This is a genomic window from Terrimonas ginsenosidimutans (assembly GCF_022012415.1).
Lineage (GTDB): Bacteria > Bacteroidota > Bacteroidia > Chitinophagales > Chitinophagaceae > Terrimonas_A > Terrimonas_A ginsenosidimutans.
The window spans coordinates 89791-114114 of sequence record NZ_JAKLTR010000003.1 but is presented as its reverse complement, the minus strand read 5'-3'; the positions used below and the strand labels follow the sequence as shown (position 1 = coordinate 114114).

The window sequence follows — 24324 nt, the reverse complement described above, 5'->3', positions numbered from 1 at the left end:
TTGATGGGATGGTGGTGATGGTTTGAAGAGAATGATAAAGGTGAATTATTTTGAGAGAAAAACAAATAGGGGTTTAGCCGTAGTTGGAAGAGCGATATGATTTTCGTTTGGGGAAGTTTGTATTCCCCTTTGCAGCAAATCTTGCGTTTGCGGTACTTTCGCAGGGTAAATATGGAGCGGCAAATGGACTATTAAAAAATCTCTTCAAAAATGAACTTCCAAAATATTGACGACCTATAATGCAAAGCCGCTGGGTGATCAGCGGCTTTTGGCTTCTTTATCCTGATACAGTATTTTGTCTGAGGAAGGACGGCTTTTGCAAAGCCGATGCGTAGTCGGCGACATACGCATAACGCTTGACTATTGTAGCGTTCATTATTGGCCGGGTAGATTACGGACAACCGGGGTAATTAATTTCAAAAAACCCAGTGCTATTACGTAGATTATTCTCCTCCCTCTTTTTATGTTGAGATTTTTACTGTGATTTGGTGCGTTTAAAAAAATAATGACCCCAAAATAATGCGGCATATATCAATATACCGGAAAAGATAACTAACAACAATTTCGAGCCGCCCAAAGTAAAAAATATCGACACATCAATGCATCCAGGATGGGGACACTTTCCGTACTTTAAACGCCTGGCCAATTCCATCTAACGTTTCAACTTCAATAAAGCGATCATCTAATTTACTTATTCCAGCATCTGTAATTTGGTAACAAAATATCGAATCAATTCCTTTTGAAAATTTGATGTAATCAAGAATTCCGTCATCATTATAATCTCCAAAAACTTTAGGCGTTATAAACATGGTGTCATCCAAATAAAAGGCTCTTTTGACTTTATCATTCCCGATAGAAAATAAAAACAACATCTCATTCCAATAATAGGAATTGTAGTTCATGTCTTTGCAAAAGACGGCGATATACTTTTTTTTAGCTTTTGTTTCAATCTCAATAACCTTCGAAACCTCGGGCGAACTTTGGCGGTCACTATTTGTGTCAAAACGATTAAAGATTTTATTAAAAAAGAATTGCTGTTCTCCAAATGAAATAAAGTTCCTGTCGCCAACAAATTCTCCGGCCTTACTAAAAAAGCATCCTCTTGAGTGTATTGTTGTCATGTACTCAAAGCACGTTTTACTAAGGCCATCAAATACACCCGATTGAATAGACGAGCGCTTGACTTCGTGAATTTTCAAGTTGTTGGTTGAAAACACAGAAATCTGCAATACATCCGATGAAACAACCGCCGCTGTATCAACTATCGGCTTCTTTCCAAGCGTAGCCTTCTTCGGGACCTCATCCAACTGACAGGCCGGAAATGTTATGATAACGATAAGAGCAGCTACCACTTGAAGATATTTGTTCATTAGTTTGCTTTTTTGTTTCCCTCGACTGTATCCTTTACTGCTGGTTTTTCTTCCTTTTTTCTTGTTCTTTAAATTTATGGAAAATAATATCCGGTTTATAATATTTAGCACTGGTATTTGCCTTTGCAGCAAATCTTGCGTTTGCGACACTTTCAGGATCAATAAGAAGCGGCGAATGGACTATAAAAAATCGCTTCAAAATGAACTCCCAAAATATTGACGACCTATAATGCAAAGCCGCTGGGTGATCAGCGGCTTTTGGCTTCTTTATCCTGATACAGTATCTTACTTGAGAATGGACGGCTTTTGCAAAGCCGATGTTAGTCGGAGACATACGCATAACGCTTGACTGTTGAGGAGTTCGTTATTGGTAGGGAAGACTACGGACAACAGGGATGGATTGCATTGATATCTTCAATTGATCAATGAAGGCGAATTAGTAAGCAGAAGGACGAATATTGATTTACAAATACGATATCAAACGAATAGCCATGCCATACTCGTGGAACTCTGCATAGTTTTTTGCGGCAGGCTATGTAATTAGATACAGGTCACTTGTTGATACAAATAGATCATGATGGAACAATGATACACCATCTGTATTTATAATCACATCAATATACCTTTATGCTACCGTTATAACACTCTGTCTCAAGGGACGACTTTTGCGCAGCCGATGCGCAGTCAATAACAACTCATACCCCTTAAATTTGGTAGTGTTCTACAGCCTACCACGAAAGGGTACATTTCCATCGCTGTTTATTTATTCCACTATATCTTCTAAATTATCATACTAGCGGTCGCCTTATTGCTATATTCGATAGTGCTCTTCCTTAAAACAAACTGCCCAATAGCCGAATTGTTTTAATCCAAAGCTTTGTTGGTCGGGGTCCATCTTCCGAGTTATAGCCCAATAATTTGCCATTTCATTTGCTGTCAGTACTTCCCCTTCGACTCCCCAAATTTCATACGCGACGCTTTCCACTGCCTTTAAGCTAATCCCAGCTATATATTTTTGATTAACTAATGCAGCAAGCATACAATTAAACTGAAAATAAGAACCGCCAATGAGAAAATCTTCAATCCACTAACATAGAACCAAAAAGCGATCACACAAAAAATCAAAATTATCAGAGGGAAAGAGGCTGTTTGATTTAATATTCCACACAGGATCATTACGATACTCATAAATATTCTAATCAGCCATTCCACGGCTGCATTAGTGTAAAATAATAACTTTCTAATTTTCATCACTTTACTCTTTTTTTTCATCTTTTTGCGATATCATCAAAACGTGATTTATCATATCCTTGAAAACTTTCGTCGAAAAAGTTCTTGGCTCAAGCCCCCTATGTATATCGAAAACGTCAACCGTTACCGTTTTTTTAGTCTCATCTATATTCATTTTTCCATTTAAAACAACCCAGTGATCTCCACCGGAAGCGTCACCTTCTGGATCGAAAGTGGTTGCCTTTGACCCTTTCTGGAACTGTCCAGCATTTATTCTAATGACAGCTTGTTTGCCTGAATTGACATGATTAGATAACGTCTTTAGATCATTATCAGTAATTCCATCTAAAAAGTACTCGTGACCGTAACTAAATTGCTTTACTTCTACACCTAATCGATCCTCTAGCCAAGCTATCATGGTCGATGAGTTAGTTGATCCAAAGTACTTCTTAGCGTCGCCTCCAAAATTCAAAAATTGATTGTAATGACTTCTCATTGAGCCTCCAAAGACTAGAGTTGGTAGCGAATTGCCGGTGTTGTTTCCCGCATTCTTTAAACCATTGTCCGGAACAACATCTAAACCACCAACATCGTGACCAGTCCCTGTAATGAACAAATCAGCTGCACCTCTTGCGAATTCTGACGGCTTATATAATGCAAATACATAACTAAATGCATACACTCCACACATGTTCCCTACATTATATCTTTCTTTCAAAGAGCTTGGATTCTTCAATGCTTCACCCAGTTGTGTTAAAAATGATTGGGGGTTCATATTTGCGAATGCCCTTGACGAAGCATATTTTGAGATATATGGCTTTATAGAATTTTCAAAATAAGAAATTGCTTGGTTTCTTTCCATTGGCGAAGCTTCCTCTAACCCATCCCTATCAATAAAAGCGATTGGCTTATTACCTGCAAATTGATATGGCGTATACCAAGGATAGCTTTTTGCCAACGGATCAACACTTAAAAATTTTCCGAGTCTGGGGTCATAAATCCGCATTCCGTAATCCTGTTGATTCCCTTCTCCTTTTACTTCGTTGTCGTTTTCCTTCCCATTGAACCCATATCGGTAGTCACCATTGGTTCGTCCCGGCATTATCATTCCAAACGGGTAGTAATCTCTTGTACTTAAAACATCAGCTAAGAAATGTCCTATTAAGCCCACATCTCCAGGCAGGTTGCTTTCTTCCGGAAGGCGATTATCACTTATAGTGGCCAGAACGTTTCCAAGGTGGTTGCTCATCTCATATTCCTGACTTCCTCGTCTCCAAGAGCTGCGCAAAGCGCCTCCGGTTACTCCTGGGAAATAATCGTAATCAAAATAAGCCCAATCCGAAATGCCCACATCTCGTAGTGGCGTCCAAAGTCCTAACCTACTGCTTCCAAACAAATATACCTCTGTTTGACTTAAGCGGGAGCTATTGATTGCAGCATCCTGATCAGTGTACACTGACATCGTATTGCCCGTTGCGTCTCGAACATACCAAGTTGTCTTTGATGCACCGGTACCCACTTTTACTGACTTGCCAATACGACTCCCCCCAGCATCATAACTGTATTCTATTACTGTGGTGACTCCAGATTTTATTTTTGTGGTCTTATGAATTTTCCCATAAACTGTCCACTCGATCATTTCTTTACCCGGGGCATTTGGATCAAACATTCCTTCCTGATGATCGCAAACCAGATTGCCTATTGCATCATACACATAGTTATCATTTATTTGATCGTTCGGAATATCACTGTAGCCGGCCGGTGTGGAGGTAACTGCATCGGAAACTTTCCTTAGCTGATTATTTGTGGTTTTATAGTCATAGGAAAGATCATCCATTGCAAGTTGATTTGCGGTATAAGCATTGCGCAGGTAATGCATGATATTCCCGTTAGCATCGTAAGTTATCCGCTCCTTGTAATCCTGGCTCGCGAGAGGATAAAACGTGTTGACTGTCGCATCAAGGCCGGTATAGCTGTTCATCGCTTTTAACCGATTCAACTGATCATAACGATATCCATACAATTTACTATCTCCAAGTGTCGGGATATTCACCATCATCGAATTGATATTCCCATTAAATAGATTTTTTCCCGTTTCAACAGCATCACCTGAGATATTGACCAAGCCATTACTAACACCGGCAAACGGGAAACTATTCGAATTCACAGCGAGATAATCGGAATTAAAATAATTAAGACTGAAAGAGAAGACATCCTTTGCCGGATGATTTTTCGTTTTCCCATCTTCACCAATATCCCAGCCAGAGCCAATCGTAGAGCTGTTTACACCCTTTAACCAGCCTTGTAACGTATACGCATAATCAAGTCCCTGCACACGTAACTCACCCAATTCAGTTCTCGCCAATGGCCCATGCAGATAGTAATCATAACGCGCCTGTCGCTCCCAATACACATTGTCAGGACTGGTATAAACCTCTTTTAGCTTATTCTCTGCATCGTACTCATAACGATGGAAGAACTGATCCGGAACACCTTTCTGATAAGAAACCTTGTTTACCTTCCCGCTGACCAGGTCATATTCATACTCCATTTTCTTGAATGCATTCCCTGCATTCGATTCCATCACACCAAAATTGTAATGCTGCACTAACTTATCAACGTTTCCATGAATATCATAACTATAAAACGTTCCGTTATGATATGGCACTCCGTTACTACTGAAAGATGCATTCGGCTGAACATAAGCATAGCTCACCCTGTTACGCATGTGTCGCTGATCAATCACAGATGGAGACAAATCTGACGGCTCATCATATACCGTTTTTGTAATCTGCTCACGCGTAAGATCTACTCCAGTAAACCATGTTGCCAGATCCCCTAAGTGTTGAGTCAACGCTTGATTCACATCACTTCCCGTTAATTGACCCACTTCCGTAATACGCCCCAGTGCATCATATTTCGTATAACTATACTTACCCGGCCGCTGTTTCGCATTCTGACTCAGCACCAAACGCCCTAAAGCATCATACCAAAACAAACTCTTCCCTCCGTCCGGGCTTTCCTGCGCCACCACCTGGTTCAACGTATTATACCGATAATTCGTCGTCATCGTATGCTCCACCGCTAATGTCGTTCCCGCAATTCTCGCCGCATTCACCGACGCATGCCATGTATCCACCGCCGGCTCTCCCAAATGAGACTCATCCACTCCTTTCGGCGGTACCGTCTTCACCAAATTACCCGCCTGATCATAATAATACAACGTATAATGATACTCCGCCAGCTGGCTTCTCATGGTAAACACTTCCTGAACTGGTCCTGTCAAACACTTCTCCTGGTAATTCTTATCAAACTCGTCATACTGCTGCTGTACATAATTGCTGTACAACTCCGTCGCTGCTACCAGCGCCATGTTCTCTACATCATCACAAGGATCTGGAGTTACCACTACGATGTTCGGGAACAAGGTTGATGTACCGCAAAGTCTTGGAGGCAATGTTGACGGTGCTGGTGGAAGATCAGCACTGCGCGCACGCAGGCGCTGCGATTTCAATGCCGGCTCATTGCCGCTAACCATATGAAGGTCGACAGAGAAGTTATCCTTCGCCCACTGATCCAACTGCGCATAGTCGGTGAACGATGTACCATAATACTGGTTGAAGAATTCGGCCATCACCTTATCCGGGTTTGCCGGAAGTGCATCTTCGTAATATGCATAGAAGGCTGCCCGTGCATTATTCACCCGTGTGGCATCAAAGCTGCCACCCGGCTGGTCGCAGACCGGTATCGTCACACCGCAATTGTTGTATAATCTTTCCACATCTTTCCAGTTGTACTGCACTTTTGATGTGAAGGCTTTATTATACTGACGCGTAAAGAGATCGACACATACTTCCTTCGGTAGGATGAATGAGCTGTACCGGGCATTGTAACTGTTCAGGAATTGAGACACCTGTGTACAGCTGTCCGTTGGCGTACAGATCGGCGGGATCGATCCGCACTGCGTAAGGTAATAGGTCTGGATATCATACCAGGTGAGTGTATCACCAAAATACTGGTTGAAATAATTTACAAAAGCTGTTTGGCAATTCGCACCGAAATAGCTCGATGGTTGCGGATAGAGACGGACAAACTCCTGGTACACATCCGTCATTTCAGCGCAAGTCATGATCACCGCTGTCTTACAGATGACAGGCTGTTTACCGCAATACTGCTGGTAAAGCGCCATGATCTGCGCGTAGTTCAGCGAGTCGCCAAAATGCTGGTTGAATGCGGCGGAGAAAAGACTGTCACAGTTATTTGAAGCAGGCGGTAAGCTACGGTTCGTAGCGAGATAACCATTTACAAAATCAGTGAGTTTTTTGCAGTCGAGCCTCTGATCGCACATATCCAGTTTGGTTCCGCAATTCGTCATGTACAGCGCCTGCAGTTGCGTGTAGTTATAGCTTGTTCCAAGTTTATCATTCACATACCATACAAAACAATCCGTGCAATAAGTGCTGCTGAGTGAATCAAGACCTGAACCAGCGCAAGCTGCATTACCCATATTATTATAAGAGAACAGGAGGCTGTTCAGCATCTTGCACGTTACCGGAGGAGTACAAGGATTCAATGGCAAACCGCAAGCCGCATACAGGCTATCGATCTGGCGTATGCTCAGGCCTGTTGACATCATGCCGTTGAAATAGGTCGCCCACTGCCCTTCACAATCCGGATCAAGCTGATCTGCACGATGGCAGCTATTCCAGCTATCGAGCACGGCTTTGAGTTTGCTGCAATCAAACTGGCTGCAAACATCCAGTTCACCACCGCAAAGACCGTTATACAATTGCTGCAGCTGCGCAAACGTGTAATCCGTTTCAAACATGTCGTTGAAATGCGCAGCAAATAATGTCTGGCAATTACCAGCAATCCTGATACCAGTGCCATACCTGTGATAGAAACTATCGATCACATTTTTGAAACCGGTGCAGGTCAGCTCCACCTGGCAGAGATCCGGCAGGTGGCCGCAATATTTCATAAAGAGAGACTGGATCTGCGCATAGGTGTATGCTGTTCCAAATGCCTGGTTGAAATAAACGGTGAACGCATTGCGGCACGCAGCACCATACAGTGGTGTTGTTACCGACTGATTGTATGCCGTAATGATAGAGTCAAGACGGCCACAGCTCCAGCTATCCATATAGGCATTACATGCCTGTTCAAACGCGAGATAGTCAAACCAGTTCTTACCAAGACCGGTTCTCGAATTCATGAACTGCTGGAAGTAAAGGTTGGCATTCAATGCCGCTTCATTCTCCTGCGGACTTGGGTTGATCACAAATCCCGGAGCATAGGTTGTTACAAATTCCTTTTTGAGTTTTTCATATTCAAGACATTCAATACAGTTGCTTAGTGTTGTGCCACAGGAGAAGATCGCCGGAACTGTGATCGGAGGATCATAGAATTTGCAATCTTCGGTACTTGTAGACGAACATCCATCGATCAGTGTCTGCAGCAAAGTCTGGCTGATTTCCACGTTATGCTGGTATTTCAGGAACTCGCTAAATGTACCTGAATAGCCGATCTGCGATTTCTCTGCCTGCAGTTGCTGGATTCTGGAACAGAGACAATCGTCTTTTGTATTAATTATTACTTCGTCGGAAATCGCAGGTTGCTTTTCATAAGGCAGCGGATAGTTGATCGCAAACGGACTACACACGGCACTTGGATCAATATCATGTCTTTGAAAAACATCCCTGATCACCTGCTCAAATGAAGATGGAGTACCGGTATCTGTTGGCTTAACCGTGGACGATCCGTTTGGATGGTCTTCATCACTTCCACGTACGCAAACAGATTTGAGGCCCAGCATGATCTCGTTGATAATGTTTGCGCGAACGTTCGCCGCCAACGCGTTCAGTTGATCGCATTCAGCCAGCTTGCTTGTCCACATTTCGATATAGCTATCACAGGTGGCTCCGTAGATGGCCGCGAGCTCAGCACTTGTCTGATCGATTGAAGCCTGTCCGGGATTTGGCGCATTCGCGATATTATTGGCTGTACCAAGATCAAGCGCGCTAACATCTTTTGGAGATACAAAGCGGCGCTCGTAATAGTTTCTTCTGATCTCGTCATAGCTGATCTGGTTAACCGTTTCAGCATCGAGGAGCAGGTTCAGCATCCGGTCTTTTTCCGTCAGGAAGAGTGTACGGAACATTCTCCACACAAGGTTCAGATCACCAGGGCAATTCGCATTAGTGTAAGGAGGGGTGGCAGGAATTCCGTTTCCGCAACTTGGATCATTTTCCCTGCAATTCACCGCCATCCAGGCAAGCTGCCACATGGATTTGTTGGATTTCGCATAATTCACGGTTAAGTAGTCCAACATTACCTGCCGGTAAGTTTTACCATTATTCTGAGGGTCTGACGGATCTTTGTAGATCTTCGAAGCACCCAGTCCTCCTGTTTTAAAGAATGGATCATTGTTCAACAACGCACTGGTATAGTATCCGCTATTGGCAGCCGCCGCATCCCATGTTTCAATAGCTTCAACATCCACATCAAAATTATAGCTGTGCGTCAGATTGTCCTTTGCGTATTTATATTTTGGGTATTCAGGGTGATAATACAACAGATATTCAGCCCAATGTTCTTTAAAGGATGAAGCGAATTGTTTAAAATCGACATCCGTTACACCGGATGGTGGGTTTGGAGTAAGATCCTGGTCGGGTAATTCGTTAGTAAGATAACCGCCGGTCAATGGAGCACCATCAATACTCATTGGCGTCGTAAAAGGTCTGATGGTTGAAAGTGCACGTGTGTTGAAGATATTGTAGATGCGGTTTGTGTTCATCTCATAAATCCGCTTACCTTCCGGTGTAGTGACAAAATCCGTCAGCACGCCATTCTCATTCAGGTCTTCATCCAGTAGAGCATATTGCCCGCTTTCAGGGATCAGATCTCCCATCAGCATGTTCTTCATAAAATCGAGCTTGTTCTCGGGAGCAGGACAAAGATCCTTACAAACTTTCAGGGCTTCAGCATAAGACGCGAGGATCTCTCTTTCATATTCAACGGTTGCATTGGGGTCTGTAATTCCCTGGCTGGCGAGGAAGTTTGCCTTGAAATCTGCATACTCTCCCAGGTTCGCCAGGCACGATTGGCAATCATAGGTCACGTTACAATCACTCTGCGAGATCATCACGGAGTATTGTTCATTGTAGAAGTCCTGAAGTGTTTTGCAGATATTCCGGATATTGAACACATTGTTCTTATACCAGTTCTGCGCATCACGGCTAAGCGTAAGCGTTTTAACAATGTTATACTCACCTTCTTTCAGCATATATGTTTCATCCACAACAAGCGATCCGGGAGTAGTGCTGCAGCTGATGTCATAACCTGTGAATTCGACATCAGTAGATTTAAAGTTGAAGTTCTTACGTGTGATCACGATCGGATCCATGCAGTCACTGGTGATACGGATCTCGAGATCGTAATAACAGTCATAACAAACAGTTTCGTTTGCCGGATTGCAAGCAAGGATCTCGGCGCTTTGCGGTCCGAGTTCATAGTGGAACTGATGCGGTCCTTCCTTTGTAACCAGGATAGTATTCGAAGAAACAATACCACGATCTGTGCGTGTATTGCGGCCTTCAGCAAGAAGGTTCTTCGTCATATATCTTGTTTGGTAGCTGGGGAGGGCGTCGAGATTGGCAGGCGGAGTACCGGCTAATGCAGTAGCGATAGTGCGACCATGCATATCAACATAGCTTACGCTGTACTGACCATTCGCATCTGTTACCATGTTCTTGGAATAGTGCATCGCTTCGCCAACTTCTGTACCGAAGAGTGCGTCGAGTTCTTTCTGATCAGCCGTTCCATAGTAATATTTTGTTTCCTTTCCTGTATTCAGTTGAAAGGTTGGGCCAACGCCACCCTGGGCAGCGATGCGGCCGGTTGCGTCAGGCGTATACCTTGTTTCGGTATAAGGGAAACCAAATGCGGAGGGGATGTATTTGTGATATCCCTCATTCACCAGCGCATTATTGGCTGAGTAATATTTTGAGGCGCCAGATACACTGTCAAGGATAGAAGGTTTTACGTCACAGATCTCATCTCCCGAAGGGATCAGGTCATAAATATCTTTCTGATAGGTGGATGCCTGGAAGCGGTTAAAGTTTTTGGCAAACTCCATGATGTTGCCAAGCGTCGGTGCCGGAAGGATATTGATAGCCGGCCGGCCCTGGTAATCGTACAATGTTTCAGCAACAATAGTGGTATCAGTGGTATTGTCTTTTGTGACGGTTTGACGGCTACGCATACTTCCGTCAAAATATTGGATCACAGATTTGCGTTTTCCTTCTTCGGCGTAAGTGGTAGTTGCCTGCCAGTTCAGTTCAGGTTCATATCCACCTTGGTACTCAAAGAAAGGTACTGGTGAAGGTGCTGAAGCGGTTGATGTTGCCCATGCACCATTCTTGATCGTAACGCCGTCTTCACTGTATTGAACAGGTCTGATCCGGTAGAAGAGATAACCATTTCCATCGTAAAGCAAGGGAACGTTGTAATGATCGGTAGCTGCAATCGTAACCCTGGTAGAGTTGTTGGGAAAGATCAGGTTCTGATCAAAATTACCGGAGGTCATGAACCGACTGAGTGCGGTGTAATCCACCCAGGCCCATTCAAGATCATAGTGTGTGCGGCCAGTCGTTTCGTCATCAGTCCAGGAAAGCGGAAGCTGATCGCTGACATTGCTTGCAGTTGTTTGCGGAGCAGTGTGCGAGATATTCAGTGCTTTAGCAAGTGGATCAAATGTATAATCGCGCTTGACCGTCATCCTGTTTTCCATGATGATGAATTCGGCAACGTTGATCGTGTTCGTTCCAACAATTGCTGCCGTATTGATCGTGACCTTCACTTTACGTGCGTTGTCGAATACCATATAGCTACGCACATCATATTTCGCTCCCTGTCCTTTTACATAAGTAACTGTCAACTCCTGGTTGGCCATTGAATACGTCTGGCCGTTCAACACGGTATAGTCGATATTAAAGTTAACTTTGAACGTAAAATTCTCCTGGATGATCTTCGAACTGTGTTCATCAACACGCAAGGCAATCACATTTTCAATAATGTCAGCTTCAGGATGCGGGATACGTGTGCCCCAATAAGGGTCATAGAACTTCATATCCACCGTTTCCCGCACAGCGTTGGGTACCAGTTCTCCGTCCTTACCGGAAAAGACGGTAACCTGAACGGGGTCCGTTGTTGCGCTGGCAAATAGGGTCACCATCGATCCGAGAAGGATCAATACACTTTTACGCAATCTTACTATGCATGACATACCTGACAATAATGACATTGGTTATTGCTTTGTGTGAATACAGTCAATCTTTATAAAAAACAATGCTCGGTCATCGCTATTGATTCGATGTCTCCGGAGCCTGTTCGGCATCCGGATCAGTGTTCTCTCCTTCTATCCCATTCGTCATGAACTGGTAGCCGCGATATTTCGCCACTGGTCGGTACAGCTTCTTTATCAGATCATATATTACATAACTGTTATCCTGGAAAACACTCAGGTCATTGACCGGGTAATACCTGGTAAACTCCATGGTGATCCGCCGGTGCATCGGCTTTATTTTTACACGGCTTTTCAGAGAATCCGGCACTTCCGATAAATCGAATTGCCCGAGCATCGTCATTTCCAGTCGCCGCGGATAGTAAGAGATGCTGTCAAATGTGATAGAAAAATTTGTATAGGGCATATCTGACGACGTACTTGCGAAATTGATGGTTCTGTTGCCATCACCATGTGACATTGTAATTGTATAATATGCCTGATAATTCTTGATCGTCGAATCAACAAACTCTTTTAAAGGAAAGAGGCTGGCATTTGACGCAATGGGATCCTTCGTCATCATCAACATTTTCTCACTTGCAGCAATATTGAATACAAAAGAGTCAGTCTGTACGTATTCCACATCACCCATTTTGTAATAGATATTCTTGTTGTTGATGATGTAGTTTGCATACACTTCTTCATGTTCAAACTTGCCAAACAGGGTGTCGGTATCTGATATAAGTTTCAGGTCAAAACCGAGATAACGGGAACTGTCAAATACTTTATTGACCTTATAAAGGTTGGCCTTAATTGTATCAAGATTATAACTCTGTGCATAGAGAAGGTTTACCACGAGGCAATAACTCAGCACCAGTATCATTTTCTTAAGCTGTTTCATACTCTGAGTGTTGATTATAATTCAATATTGTTTTTCTGCAGTGAACTGCGGGTTTCCTTGATCGTTTTGATACCGTTCTTTGTTTCTTTCTTAACTCTTACCGGCGTTCCTTCATCATCATATTCGTAGAATGTGGCGAAGTTGTTCTCATCCAGTTCTGCGGAAAGACGGAGCGTGACCTGATCATATACAAAGGACTTCATGTTACCATTGAAGGGATGTACCCGGAGATCGTCAAAGTATAATGCTTTCCCTGGCGCGTTTGCATTGAACTCAATGATCAGGCTTCCTGACATCGGCACCGTAAAGATTCCTTCGTACTGTTGCCAGCCTTCGATCACCCGCTCTTTTGGCCGCAGCTGACCGATCGTTTCGCCTGTTGATGATGTATTGATGTTCAGCAGCAGTTGACCCTCATACGAAGGACACAGGCAATCATTTTCACCCATCTTCACCCACACGCTTGCTACCATCTTGGAGCCTGGCACCATACTGAAGGGCTGGATAAGGTGATTTTTTATTGCCTGGATCGTATCTGGTTTTTCACAGATATAGGTCACCGTATCAATTGCATTTTCAGCAGCAGCTTTTTGTCCAACCGGATAGAAATTAAGCGGGTTGAGTGGCAGCCATGGTCTGCTTTCGCTGAATACGCCGTTTTCATCAGGGGTTTTCCAGACAAAATTCACGAAGCCTTCTTTTGCACCATTACGGAACAAGAATTTGATCCTGTAGGCTTTCCCGGCAATCAGACTAACAGGCTCGACTATATGTGTACCATGAATATTACCGAAGAACAATACTTTCTCCGCAACATCATCATTGTTGTCATCGATGTATACGGCCGCTTCATCATCGAACATGGTAGCATCAAACTTATAGGTGCCGGACGTGGCGACCTGCAGGTAACCATTCCATTCAACAGACGAATAGGTGCAGTTGATACCATTAGGCAAGGTTGACGTACAGGTCGGCGGTCTGAATCCATCCCTTTCGTAGGTGATGTTATGGTAGAATCTTGTTTCAGCAGGAACTGTTACTGTCGCAGGTCCGCTATAGTCAAAGTTGTTACGATAAATTGCCGTCAGTCCGGTGCCTTGTGGCGTAACAGTTACCTTATCATAAGGTGTTTTAAGCACGCGGATCATGACATCAGGCTTTGTATTTACATCATCCGGCGTAACTCTCAGCGGCATTGTGTAAGTGGTCTGCTGTGGAATCTTCGCGCTGTACTTACCGGTGTGAGCCTGATTACTTACTCTCATTGTCGGATCTATACCTGAATTAAAATGACGTGGATAAGGATTACAATAAGGAGGGCATGGATTATCCGTATAATCATAATCTTCAAAGCCTTCGTAAGCAGATTCTCTTAATTTGGAATTGTTCGCTACGGCAAGTGGAAGTGTTTCGAGATATCCGTAGATACCTGCATTGTAACGTCCAAGCGGATCGCGGTTTTCCAATTCTGCACCCTTGCGGTTGTAGAGGGTCACTTCAGAATTCCAGGTCCATTTGGCTGAGCCACTCGGTACTATTTTCTCAGCGTTGCTTGCAGCTAATGTCCAGTATGGCTCAAAGAGCTTGATCACACCCATTTTACTGATATCGGTGCCGGGGACAGGGTCAGACTCTCTGCGTTCTCCGTAATAGACGTAACTGCGCAGGCTTCTCCAGTTGCCCAGTACTCCCTCTACATAAGGGTTCATTTGTTTTTTGTTGAAAACAGATAAACATAGCGTCACGAGCTCCTGGCTTACGCAGGGAACCGTTTGTTGGCCGGGAGGCGGGCCAGCCGGATTACCCGGCAGGCCGTAGGCCTCTGAACAATTAAAATATTGGACAGCGATATAAGGAGAGACGGAATATTCACCGCTGGTAGCGTTTGGAAAGAAGCATACCCGTCTTTCCATGATTCGGTTCCAGTTCGTATCATACAGCATACGCATTACGATACCTGAAGCATAGCCTTTGGCGGGATCGTTCTTATCACGATACATTCCCTTGAACAGTGTAGTAATATCAATTCTTGAATCGGTCGGCGTCCCCTGCTCATAACTTTGTGTTGAAGTTGCAGGCCCTGTTACTATTCTTTCAAATCCATCGCCTCTGCCGCCCTCATCCGAAAGCATGTTCATCCAGGCGTTATTGTCATTATCAACCGGCCAGCCAGAAAGGGTTCTGCTGAGTCGGAAGTTATAAAGCCCAATTGGCACTTCCATATCACGGTAATGCGGTGACGCGTTATTGTGCTTATTCTCGCCGAAGAAGGAATGATCTACGAATGGCCCATTAGGCTTGGCGGTATGCGCACTCAAACTGAGCTTCGCCGAGTAAATTGTTTGCCCTGAAGGAATTGACGAGATATCAAATAGCATATAGCTTCTATCGCGTACATGAGTTTTTTTCTTACTCGTACCAAAACTTTTGTGCCGGGCGAGCACATAAGGCGGTCGGATCTCGTGACGAACCTGCGGTGTTCCATTGTTTGCATCATACTGATTAATTACGCGCCAGTTGGTCAGAGAAGCAACAGCATTTCGCAATGGTGCCTGACGGGTAATTGTCATTAATGAATCCTTTGTATAGAACATCTGCTGTGCGCGCCATTTTTCTCTGAACTCCATTGCGCCCGCATTCAACACGTCGGTATTATCGTTAAATACCAGCCGGTGAACACCTTCTTCTATTTCCTTTACCGGATTTTCCATCGACACAATGTTTCCGACAGATGCGCCGATCATATTGCGTTTACCAGAGCGGACAACCCGGATCGTTGCACTTTTCGCATTGAATGGCTGGCCCGTTCTGTCAAGAAAAATGAATTCATTGCTTCCCGCATTGCGATCATCCTTATTCAATGCCACCGCCCAGATCAGGTTCGCCGTACCTGGAGCAATAGTTGATGGGTATCCGCCGATAATACAGCCGATCGACTCGGCAATCGGATCCCTGTTATCGATCGTTACATACAACTCATCCCCACTCTCAAAAGTGGCCATTTGCTGCGGACTCAGGTTTTCGATCTTACCATTCCGGAAGAACACGCCCCTGTACACCATATCTATATTCCGATAAGCCTGCTCCATTCCTGAATTCACCCACCATGCCGGATAGCTAAATTTATATACCGGCTTCTTGAACTCATTATTGGTGCGGCTGACCAGTACTTCACCTGTTTCTGCATCATACACCAGGTTTTTTGTCGTTACAATGCTTCCCTTATCATTATTGATGATACTGTCGAGAATGCCATATTGATTCACCACTTTCAGCGTTGATGCCGAACGGTACATCGACTCATCACGGAATGCCATTTTGAAAATGCTTGGTAATACAACCGGGAATGGTCCGATCGGGAATACGTCCACGTTCAGCGGGATCTGACGGGAATAGGTGTAAGACACATGCTCCCTGAAATCATTCATCACCTCAATATCTTTTCCTATCAGCTTTTGTGTTACAATCCCATCAGGGCCGCTGATAACAGGCAGCACATTGTCCAGTTGCATTTTATTATCACCGGTTTCAATCGTTCGGTAGACATACTTTGTAGAACTGATCGGTGTTTTCTCTTCGTTCTCCGGATAGCTGGTCTGTGATTTCATCTTGCCATTCATATCATTCAACACCACACGGAAACCCTGCGTCAGCGTCACATAATCTTTCTTATTAAAGTTCAGGATCTTGTTCAGGAACGGAGGTCGGTACAGCCTGCGGCTCTGCGGATCGAAGTTGGTGTAATCAGAAAATGCAGGGAAATCACGTGTAGTGAAAAACTCTGTTTCCTGGCGTCCTACGCCTGAACGGATCCGTTTAGTGCTCTTATTATGGATACTTTTTACGGTCACTTTACTGTAACCCACAGACGGAGCAGGGAAGAACGTCTCTGCTACAGGCAACTCCACGTTGCTATGATCAGTCGGACCAAGAAACTGTTTCTCCTGGTATTTCAATACCTCACGGAATGGATTTTCCTCATTACCGACACCAGGTTCATAGCTGGCTACGCCACTACTCACAACAACCGGCAATCCATTCACCTCTTCGGTTCTTGTATATTCATACTCCTGGCCATAGTATGAATCAGGAAGACCTGTTGCCAACTCATTCCCCCGCTTTGTCATTTTTGACCAGTTATCTGCAATCACCACCCTTTTCACGCGATGGCCGCCTCCAAGCTTTTTAAGATTCGGATTAGACAATCTTGCGAAGGCATATGTCGGATCTACTTTTTTACATCCACCTGCAACCTTGATCGTTGTTTCGAAACCTGCCATGCCCTGGTAAAATGCATGTAAAAATCCATACACCGCGCGAACTACCTGTACTAGGCCGTTGCCTTTTACTTCATAACCAGGATATGCGCGATGTGGTAACTGATCCTTCAGTATCTGCATCGCCGTCTCAACCATTGGGCTGCTGCCGCGGCCGGTCTCCTCGAGCTCAATATAGAAACGGTGATTATTTCCAGGAACGATGTCATAATTCTGGATCGTTCCATAAACCGTTATCATTTCATGCATTTTGGGAATCCCGATATTTCCTTTAGGCATCTCCACTGATAACTTCAGTAATAATTGCTTAAGATCTTTCAGGTATAGCTCGGCGATCTGTGTCTTATTGGTTAATTCTTCCGGAACATCAAAAAACACAAACCGGTGATCAGCGGCTTTAACATCGGCGCCGCCACCTGCGTAAGAATATAGATCATATGTCGGCGTGAGTGAAGGCCCCTTTGAAAACCCGGCAATCTTTGTCATTTGTGCAGCCCGTTTGTCCTGAACAAATGCATAATCATCCGATTCGTATTCAACATTCATCGAGCCTCCACCGGGTAAAAGAATCTTCTCCAGATTCCATGCTGACGCATATGCATTTGCTTTTGTCTGATCCTGCGCAGCAAAAGGGAAATCGGCATTACTTATATTATTATCATTCCCCGTGTTTGGCTTATAATTTCCCCAACGATCGTTATGACTGGAATTGTAAGAAGGGTTTGCTGAAATGGCTCCTTTATCAGCAGCATATTTAAAGGCGTAACGGTTTCTTGACTGGCGCTGATTTCCATTAAAGCTGAACCAGATTGAATCAAGCGTGAGTTTACCGCCATCTACGCCAACCTCTCCGTTGAGCGGATAGCTGGTACAAAGTTTATAGCTATAGCTGAAATGTACCGTTTTGATAGGTTTTGCAGTGGTTGGGTTTTTAAGAAGATCGGCTTTTGTATAAAGATCTATCCGGTCTAATTTTTTCTGAGAGTAGGCCTGAATATTACTGGCAGTACCTCCGTTTTCATTAACGACCTGCTTTCCATCTTTACGTACAGATGTCCTGAACGTTGCGATCATGTTCTTTGACTCAATGGAGTGCAGGTACCAAAGTTCTTTTTCGCCATAGGTGTACATCCCCTTGTCGTCTCTGGCATCTGCTTTCATGCCTTCATTGAAATTGGCGGTATTTTGGCCCAGCGGCATTCTCCATTTAAACGTGTTCCAGAATCTGCCGAGTCGCCCCATGCGCATATCGACCCGGTTATAATTGAATTTGATACCAGTACCCAGATCGTCATCCGTAAGACCGTCACCAAGCACATCTACATAATCAGGAGAAAGAATAGCGGTTAACAAGAACGAGTGCGCATAGCCACCCATTTCCTGGCTTTGGAAATAGTGGTCTCTTCCTTTATCGTTTTTAATAGAGTTGTCATTCCCGGAATAAGTGATCAGTTGGTTTGAAGGAGTAGCTTCCGTACTGAATGTAACTTCTTTTTGCTTTACCTGGTATACCGGAATTCCATAAACATACCGGCGGCCATCGCCTTCCAGCACATTCACCTGTGAAATATGGTGTCCTTTACGGTAAAAAGATGGATCAAGTCTGTTATAACGGTCTATCGGCGTTTTGATCAAAGGATCTGTACAAGTTCCAACCGGGAACACATCATCTTTATAAGAATAAATCTTCTTGTCAAGACCAATGTCAGCAGCTTCTTCAGCCGTGAAGTAAGAGATCACCTGTGTACGTTTATCCCTCTCTTTGCGAAATACATTGGAAGTGATCGGGGCGATACGTTCTATCTCCCTGTCTTTATTATAAACCTGGTAAGCACTTGCCAGCAGAGGTGAAGGTGAGTTAATGGATGTGAGAAAAGGGCGTATCAGCTGATCACCCCCCACACTATTGTAATATGCTTCATCTATGATGGCTTTTTCTCCGGGATTTTTGAAATATACACCCTGATGCAATCCGTCAGTGCCTCTGAACGCTGTGGCGGTTCTCAACAGGTTATTTGCCTTCCACTCTTCCACCATTGCCGGAGAAAAAATCCCTCCGAGAATAGTTCCTCCATGAAAAAATTTACCCGGACCAAGATCAAGAGAAACTGTAAAGCTTGAACTTTTACTTTTTGTTTCGTTATCTCTTACATACCCCGGGTTATTTCGATATGCCCGGAAAGAACCTCCGGTACCTTCACCGTTAATAGTAAATACGTCATGCGTATAAACCGGCATAGAGATCATTGGCTTATTGGATGTGAATGTTCCATCATTAAGCCGGTTAAAATCAAGCAAGGCGTCCTTATCATTCTTGCCCAATTCGTAGTGCATGTAACCGTAGGCAGGTTTGGTCTGGATTTTATCGTTGTTATCGATACGGCTTTCATTCAGATAACCACTAATTTCCGCGTTGGAGAAGAAGGCTAATTTCTCTTTTCCGAGCTTAAGCTTGTAGAATTGATTCACACGCGTCACCGGCATCCTGATCGTTGGCGTAAAACTTGCGCGGGCAAAGCTGATACTTGTGCTGAGGTTCATATTGCCGTCTCCTACAAGAGCGAGACCGGCATTTTTTTCAATTTCCTTATAAGTACGATATTCTCCTGCAATCTTCAGATCTGTTAACCCCTGTCTTGAGTTATACCCTACCGATGTGCTTAAACCAAACTGGTTATATTTTTTCTTATTGAATTCATAAACGGAGAACCCTCCGTTCAACGTCATTCCATATTGCGAGTTTAATGTAATACCTGCTTCAACACCTACCGTCGGAATTGACGCATCAACAGTTTTTTCGTCTTTGTTTTTGATCGTCATGGATTGATGCGCGGTAAACTCTCCTGAAAGCCCTCCTTCTATCCCAAGTCCGCGACGATTGTTATAAAAGATACCGCCTGTAAAAGCACCGGGGAAAGCAGAGTTACCAGCAAACTCAAAGTTCTTCTGACCACTTACACCGACTGTCAGATCTGAGCCCATTGATTGAACATTCGTGACTTCATCCACTCCGTTATAATCATCCGGAAGGCCGCGCATGTTACGGTTAACAGTCCCCGGATTAAGATTCCATCCCAAACCCACCCAGCTTGCTTCCTGATCCATCGATACACCTGCGTTATAGAAAAGGTTGACCGGGTATCCTCCAACATCAAGGAGTGGAATGCTATAAGAGAAATCTCCTGTAAACAAATTCACCATATTATCAGCACTTACCGACCTGAAAGAGCTCATTTCCGGCTGACCAGGCCCGCCAATAAACTCAGCTTGTTCTTCTTTTATATCTTCGGGTGGCAACGAAGGTTGTGGATCCTGAGTTGGTGTAGGTATTGGAGCAGGCTCCGGCATTAACATTGGGGATAGTTTCGCAGGAGCAGCTACAACATAATCCGCAGGACGAGTAAAACGGATTGCACGGTTTTGCATGTTCTGCGCATACAACGTTCCTGCAAGTTCACCATAGATCAATAAAAACAATAACCAGGCGACATGCTTTCTGTATCGGTTCAGTGCGTTTATCATATCAATTCTTTACGTTGTGCTTAAGTATCGTTGTATTGTTTTAGAAATAATTTTTGGATTCAAATCGGAGATACCATTTTTCTTTCCTGCTGTTTATTAACTCCAGCTCATAACTTGCCCCATCTTCCAACTTGTATTTACCATTCAGATCGTACTCAATGAAATTCTGTCCTCCGTGTATTTTTACATTGAACCGAAAAGGTTTTTTATTCTCCCCCCTCCTTTTCAGCGAAACTGACACAACAGAATCTGTCAACCAATTTGAATATTCCATTTTAAGGATTCGCTGATGAACGATTGCTGTAGCACTTAATTCCCTGGTCAGCTTTGTGTATGATGTATTCGAAATGATCTGCTTCACCGAATCCGGCATCACCGTAAACGTCCATACCTCACTCTTCCCGCCATACCTGTTCCCATCCATCGCGGCAACCTGCCAGGCATACGTTTTCCCGGATTCGAGATTCGTAAAAGATGCCGTATACGGCACCGAAGTATTCGTTGCAAATGTGGTCATCACGGGAATGTTCCGCTGGATCGCTTCTTCCGGGGATTGCTTATCCAATACCTGTGATACGATGATCGAATAGGAAAGACTCGTGAACATATATACCGGGGCGGGTGGGGCCCAGGTAAGCAGCGGGCGTTTATCCAGAAGGACGGCGGCCGGCTCAGGAAGGATCAGCTGCGGTGGCGATAACGGCTCAGCAAGTATCTTGACACATTCAGTGGCAATCACTTCAGTCTTGTTTCCCATATCCGTCAGGCGATAGCAGATGGTGTACTCACCGACAGGCAATGGCTGATTCAGCTGGCGGTCTGCGCTGAAACCCGCCGCCGCAAAAGAATAATTCACCGGTGAAAGATCCTTGAAGCTCACCCGGCGTGAACCTGTGCCCAGTGTGAAGATATTGGAGGTCGCTTCCAGCAATGGCTGCGACGCCTGCAGATCAGTGATAGAAACCTGCAACGTAACCTGCCTTGACATTCCGGAAAGATTGTTGATCATCACAGACCATACCTGCTGCTTGATGATCACACCGGCGGCTTGCACTTCAGGGATCATGATCACCTGGCTTTTTACGGCTGCAGTCCCGCAAAAACAGGTGAGCGCGATAAAAAGGAAACGCCTCAGCTTCCCTATTGCCATATCTTAAAGTTTAATGGTTTAATGAATTGTAATTGCGCGGTACGAACGGGAATGAATGTACCCGAACGATCCGGGAGATAAGAACGATCATATAACAAACTGATCGTTCCAAACTTGTTGATCGCCCAGCTGATATTAGCTGCGTAGCCATACTCAGTTGCCTGGTCAACATGATTCCATTTTAATGAACCGCCAAGCTTGAAACGCTCAACCGAATAGCTCAGGCCGGCTTCAACGGTATTCAACAAACTCGAATCCATGTCCTGCCGCGAATAATTAGCCATCCAGGTGAATTTTCCTTTCCAGGCAGTCCAGTATACACTATAGGCTTCATTGGAACTATTGACGAGTGAATCACTATAGCGATTGAAAAACTTATTATAAGAGAGGGTGGTTTGCATTGGCAAACGCGCTATACTGAACTGATGACTCAATGTTCCATTCAGTATATGATAGAAATATTCATACAGTTTCTGCTGGTCCACTACATACAACTGGCTTCCGGGATAATAGCCGAGACTTACCACCGGCATCCTCTTCAGGCGTAAGGTCAGATTGCTTGAAACAAAAAGTGTTTTACTATGGATATTACTGGAAATACCTGCAGTGGTAAAATCTGTATACCGGAGTCCGGCTGACGCAAACAACTTACGCCGGAAAAAGGGCTGGCTCAGTTTCGCCGCTAAACTGTTCTGCGGATTGAAATACTGGCTTGCATTGAATGATTCGAACTGTTGCCCCCAGTATTTGTAAGTAATTTCCGCATCTGTTCTTGTCTTGGGAAATGATGCTTTCAGGTTGCCGTATGCGCCGATGGTTTTGAAATTAAAACTCGTAAAGAGATCTTTCAACACCTGCTGATCTTTTGAACCCGCAGTGAGCTCACGGGTAGTTGATTTCGCAATCTCAAGTGCCGCGGTGAGATTCCTGTTGAGCTCCATGCGTTTCTCCACACTAAATCCTGCCACTGTTCTCAGCTCCGAACGAAGTGAGGCGTCTTTCACTTTGCGGCCACTATAGATATTAAACGCCGTAAGATCCTTTCCTCTTTCAATACCGATCTTCGTTGCAAAAACCGTCGTCATTCTTGACCGTGATGTGTCATTCCTGAAATTGAACAAACCCCGGAAGGCAAAATCATATGCACCTCCGGAAAACATGATAAACCGCTCGTTGCCGTATTTGATACTCGCGCCACTCATGAAAATATTATTGATGGTTAGCTCAGACTGATTCATAATGAACTTTCCAAAACGGACACTTGACTTCATCAAGAGCGACGGAAGACCAGGCTTCTCCAGTGAATCCAGTAATTGTTTCTTTTTTGCGTATTCCTGCAGCTCTTCGGGATTCTTCAGCTGAGCCATTTCATTGTTCACCGAATCCATGGTCCGCTGGTATTTTCTTTTGATCCCTGCAATGCTATCTTCTGCTTTTTGCACCATCGCCTCAAGCGAATCACGTTTGCGTTCAAGCTTATCCTGGAGCGTTTCTTTTTTGCTGACGATCTTCGACATAAGCGAATCAGCTTTTGTCAGTAAGGGGTCAGCTTTCGCTTTCAACGAATCAAGCTTATCAGCAGGAAGATCTATCCCTGGTATTTTTGGCAGAGAGGTATTGAGTAGTTTGTTATTTTTTACAAGATCATTAATAGATTTAGGAACAGCCGGCACTCCATTTTTGAGATCATCAACAGACGGGATCTCGGGCATGCGTTCATTCGCCGCAGCTTTCATTTTTTCCTCAAATGCCTTTTGCGCATATACAGGGCTGGCGAGGTATTGCTTGTGCTGACTGTATTCGCGGAACAGCGTATCATATTTCGAAATGAGTTTCTTCTGTTGAAGCGAAAAATCGTCAGTGATCTTAGCGCGGATCTTGTCCTGCAGGATCTGACGGAAATTTCTTTCATCAAACGAAAGGTTCACCTCGTATTGATTGTCCAACTGAAAAGGCCTCGCATCATTATAACGTACACGAAGCGTAACTGGATAAGTTTCTTTCACAATAATCCCAGCCTGGAAAGTAGCAATATCAGAAGATGAGTTGATCAATAAGAGATCATCGGAAGGAGAAGTTCTTGAAAAGCGTTGATAACCGAGTTCGCCGCTGACTGAAAAAAGTCCCTTCTTCTGTTTTTGTTCCTTGCCGGATGAAAGCTGGCGTGGTGCTTTCGAAACCGCACGCGGGATCATAAATGCCTCGGGCTGTTTGCATATCCTGTAAAAGTAGAAGACAGTATCCGACAGAGGGTCCTGCAATCTATCCTGCGATAGACAGGTAGTTGCAAGGCATAGCGATAACGCTAGTAAGCATAGGTAATGCTTCCTCATAGCAGATGGAAAATGGGTTCGGTGGTTTGGCGGTGATTAACATTCTGAAAATAGAAAATGTCCTTTAATTAAAATGCATGCGTAACAAAAAAATAAAAACAATCTCAATAATTAAGAGATAACTCTTAAGTATTAAGATTAAACTGCTTAGTGTATTTTATAAGTTTATCATTAAACACGAATAAATACAAATGGTAAAGGCGATCAGGAAAAAATCTACCCAAATTGAAGATGGCAAAATATAACCGGGATATGTGT

General features: G+C 44.1%; 7 protein-coding genes. All 7 read right to left on the bottom strand.

What is annotated here, in order from left to right; all coding sequences use genetic code 11:
- Window positions 1–596: 596 nt before the first annotated feature.
- The 7 genes from LZZ85_RS05590 to LZZ85_RS05560 all read right to left on the bottom strand — a co-directional run bounded on the left by LZZ85_RS05590 (window position 597) and on the right by LZZ85_RS05560 (window position 23928).
- A complete protein-coding gene (locus LZZ85_RS05590; protein WP_237869429.1) occupies window positions 597–1370 on the bottom strand; it encodes a hypothetical protein in 774 nt (257 codons plus the stop codon).
- A gap of 34 nt (window positions 1371–1404) precedes the next feature.
- Window positions 1405–1710, bottom strand: a complete 306-nt coding sequence (locus LZZ85_RS05585) for a hypothetical protein (RefSeq protein ID WP_237869427.1) — start codon at window positions 1708–1710, stop codon at window positions 1405–1407.
- A gap of 915 nt (window positions 1711–2625) precedes the next feature.
- Complete coding sequence (locus tag LZZ85_RS05580; RefSeq protein WP_237869425.1) at window positions 2626–11886, bottom strand: RHS repeat-associated core domain-containing protein; 9261 nt, start codon at window positions 11884–11886, stop codon at window positions 2626–2628.
- Between the two features lie 76 nt (window positions 11887–11962).
- Window positions 11963–12784 carry a hypothetical protein gene (locus LZZ85_RS05575; protein WP_237869423.1) on the bottom strand — a complete coding sequence of 274 codons (822 nt, stop codon included), beginning with the start codon at window positions 12782–12784 and terminating at the stop codon, window positions 11963–11965.
- Window positions 12785–12798: 14 nt separating this feature from the next.
- Window positions 12799–20583: a PA14 domain-containing protein gene (locus tag LZZ85_RS05570; RefSeq protein ID WP_237869421.1), complete on the bottom strand. Its 7785-nt coding sequence runs from the start codon at window positions 20581–20583 to the stop codon at window positions 12799–12801.
- Between the two features lie 40 nt (window positions 20584–20623).
- Entirely contained in the window at window positions 20624–21733 is a 1110-nt protein-coding gene (locus tag LZZ85_RS05565) for a hypothetical protein (RefSeq protein WP_237869419.1), read from the bottom strand.
- Window positions 21724–23928 (bottom strand): coiled-coil domain-containing protein, encoded by a 2205-nt coding sequence (locus LZZ85_RS05560; RefSeq protein ID WP_237869417.1) that lies wholly within the window; start codon window positions 23926–23928, stop codon window positions 21724–21726. The genes LZZ85_RS05565 and LZZ85_RS05560 overlap by 10 nt, the downstream gene beginning before the upstream one ends.
- Window positions 23929–24324 lie beyond the last annotated feature (396 nt).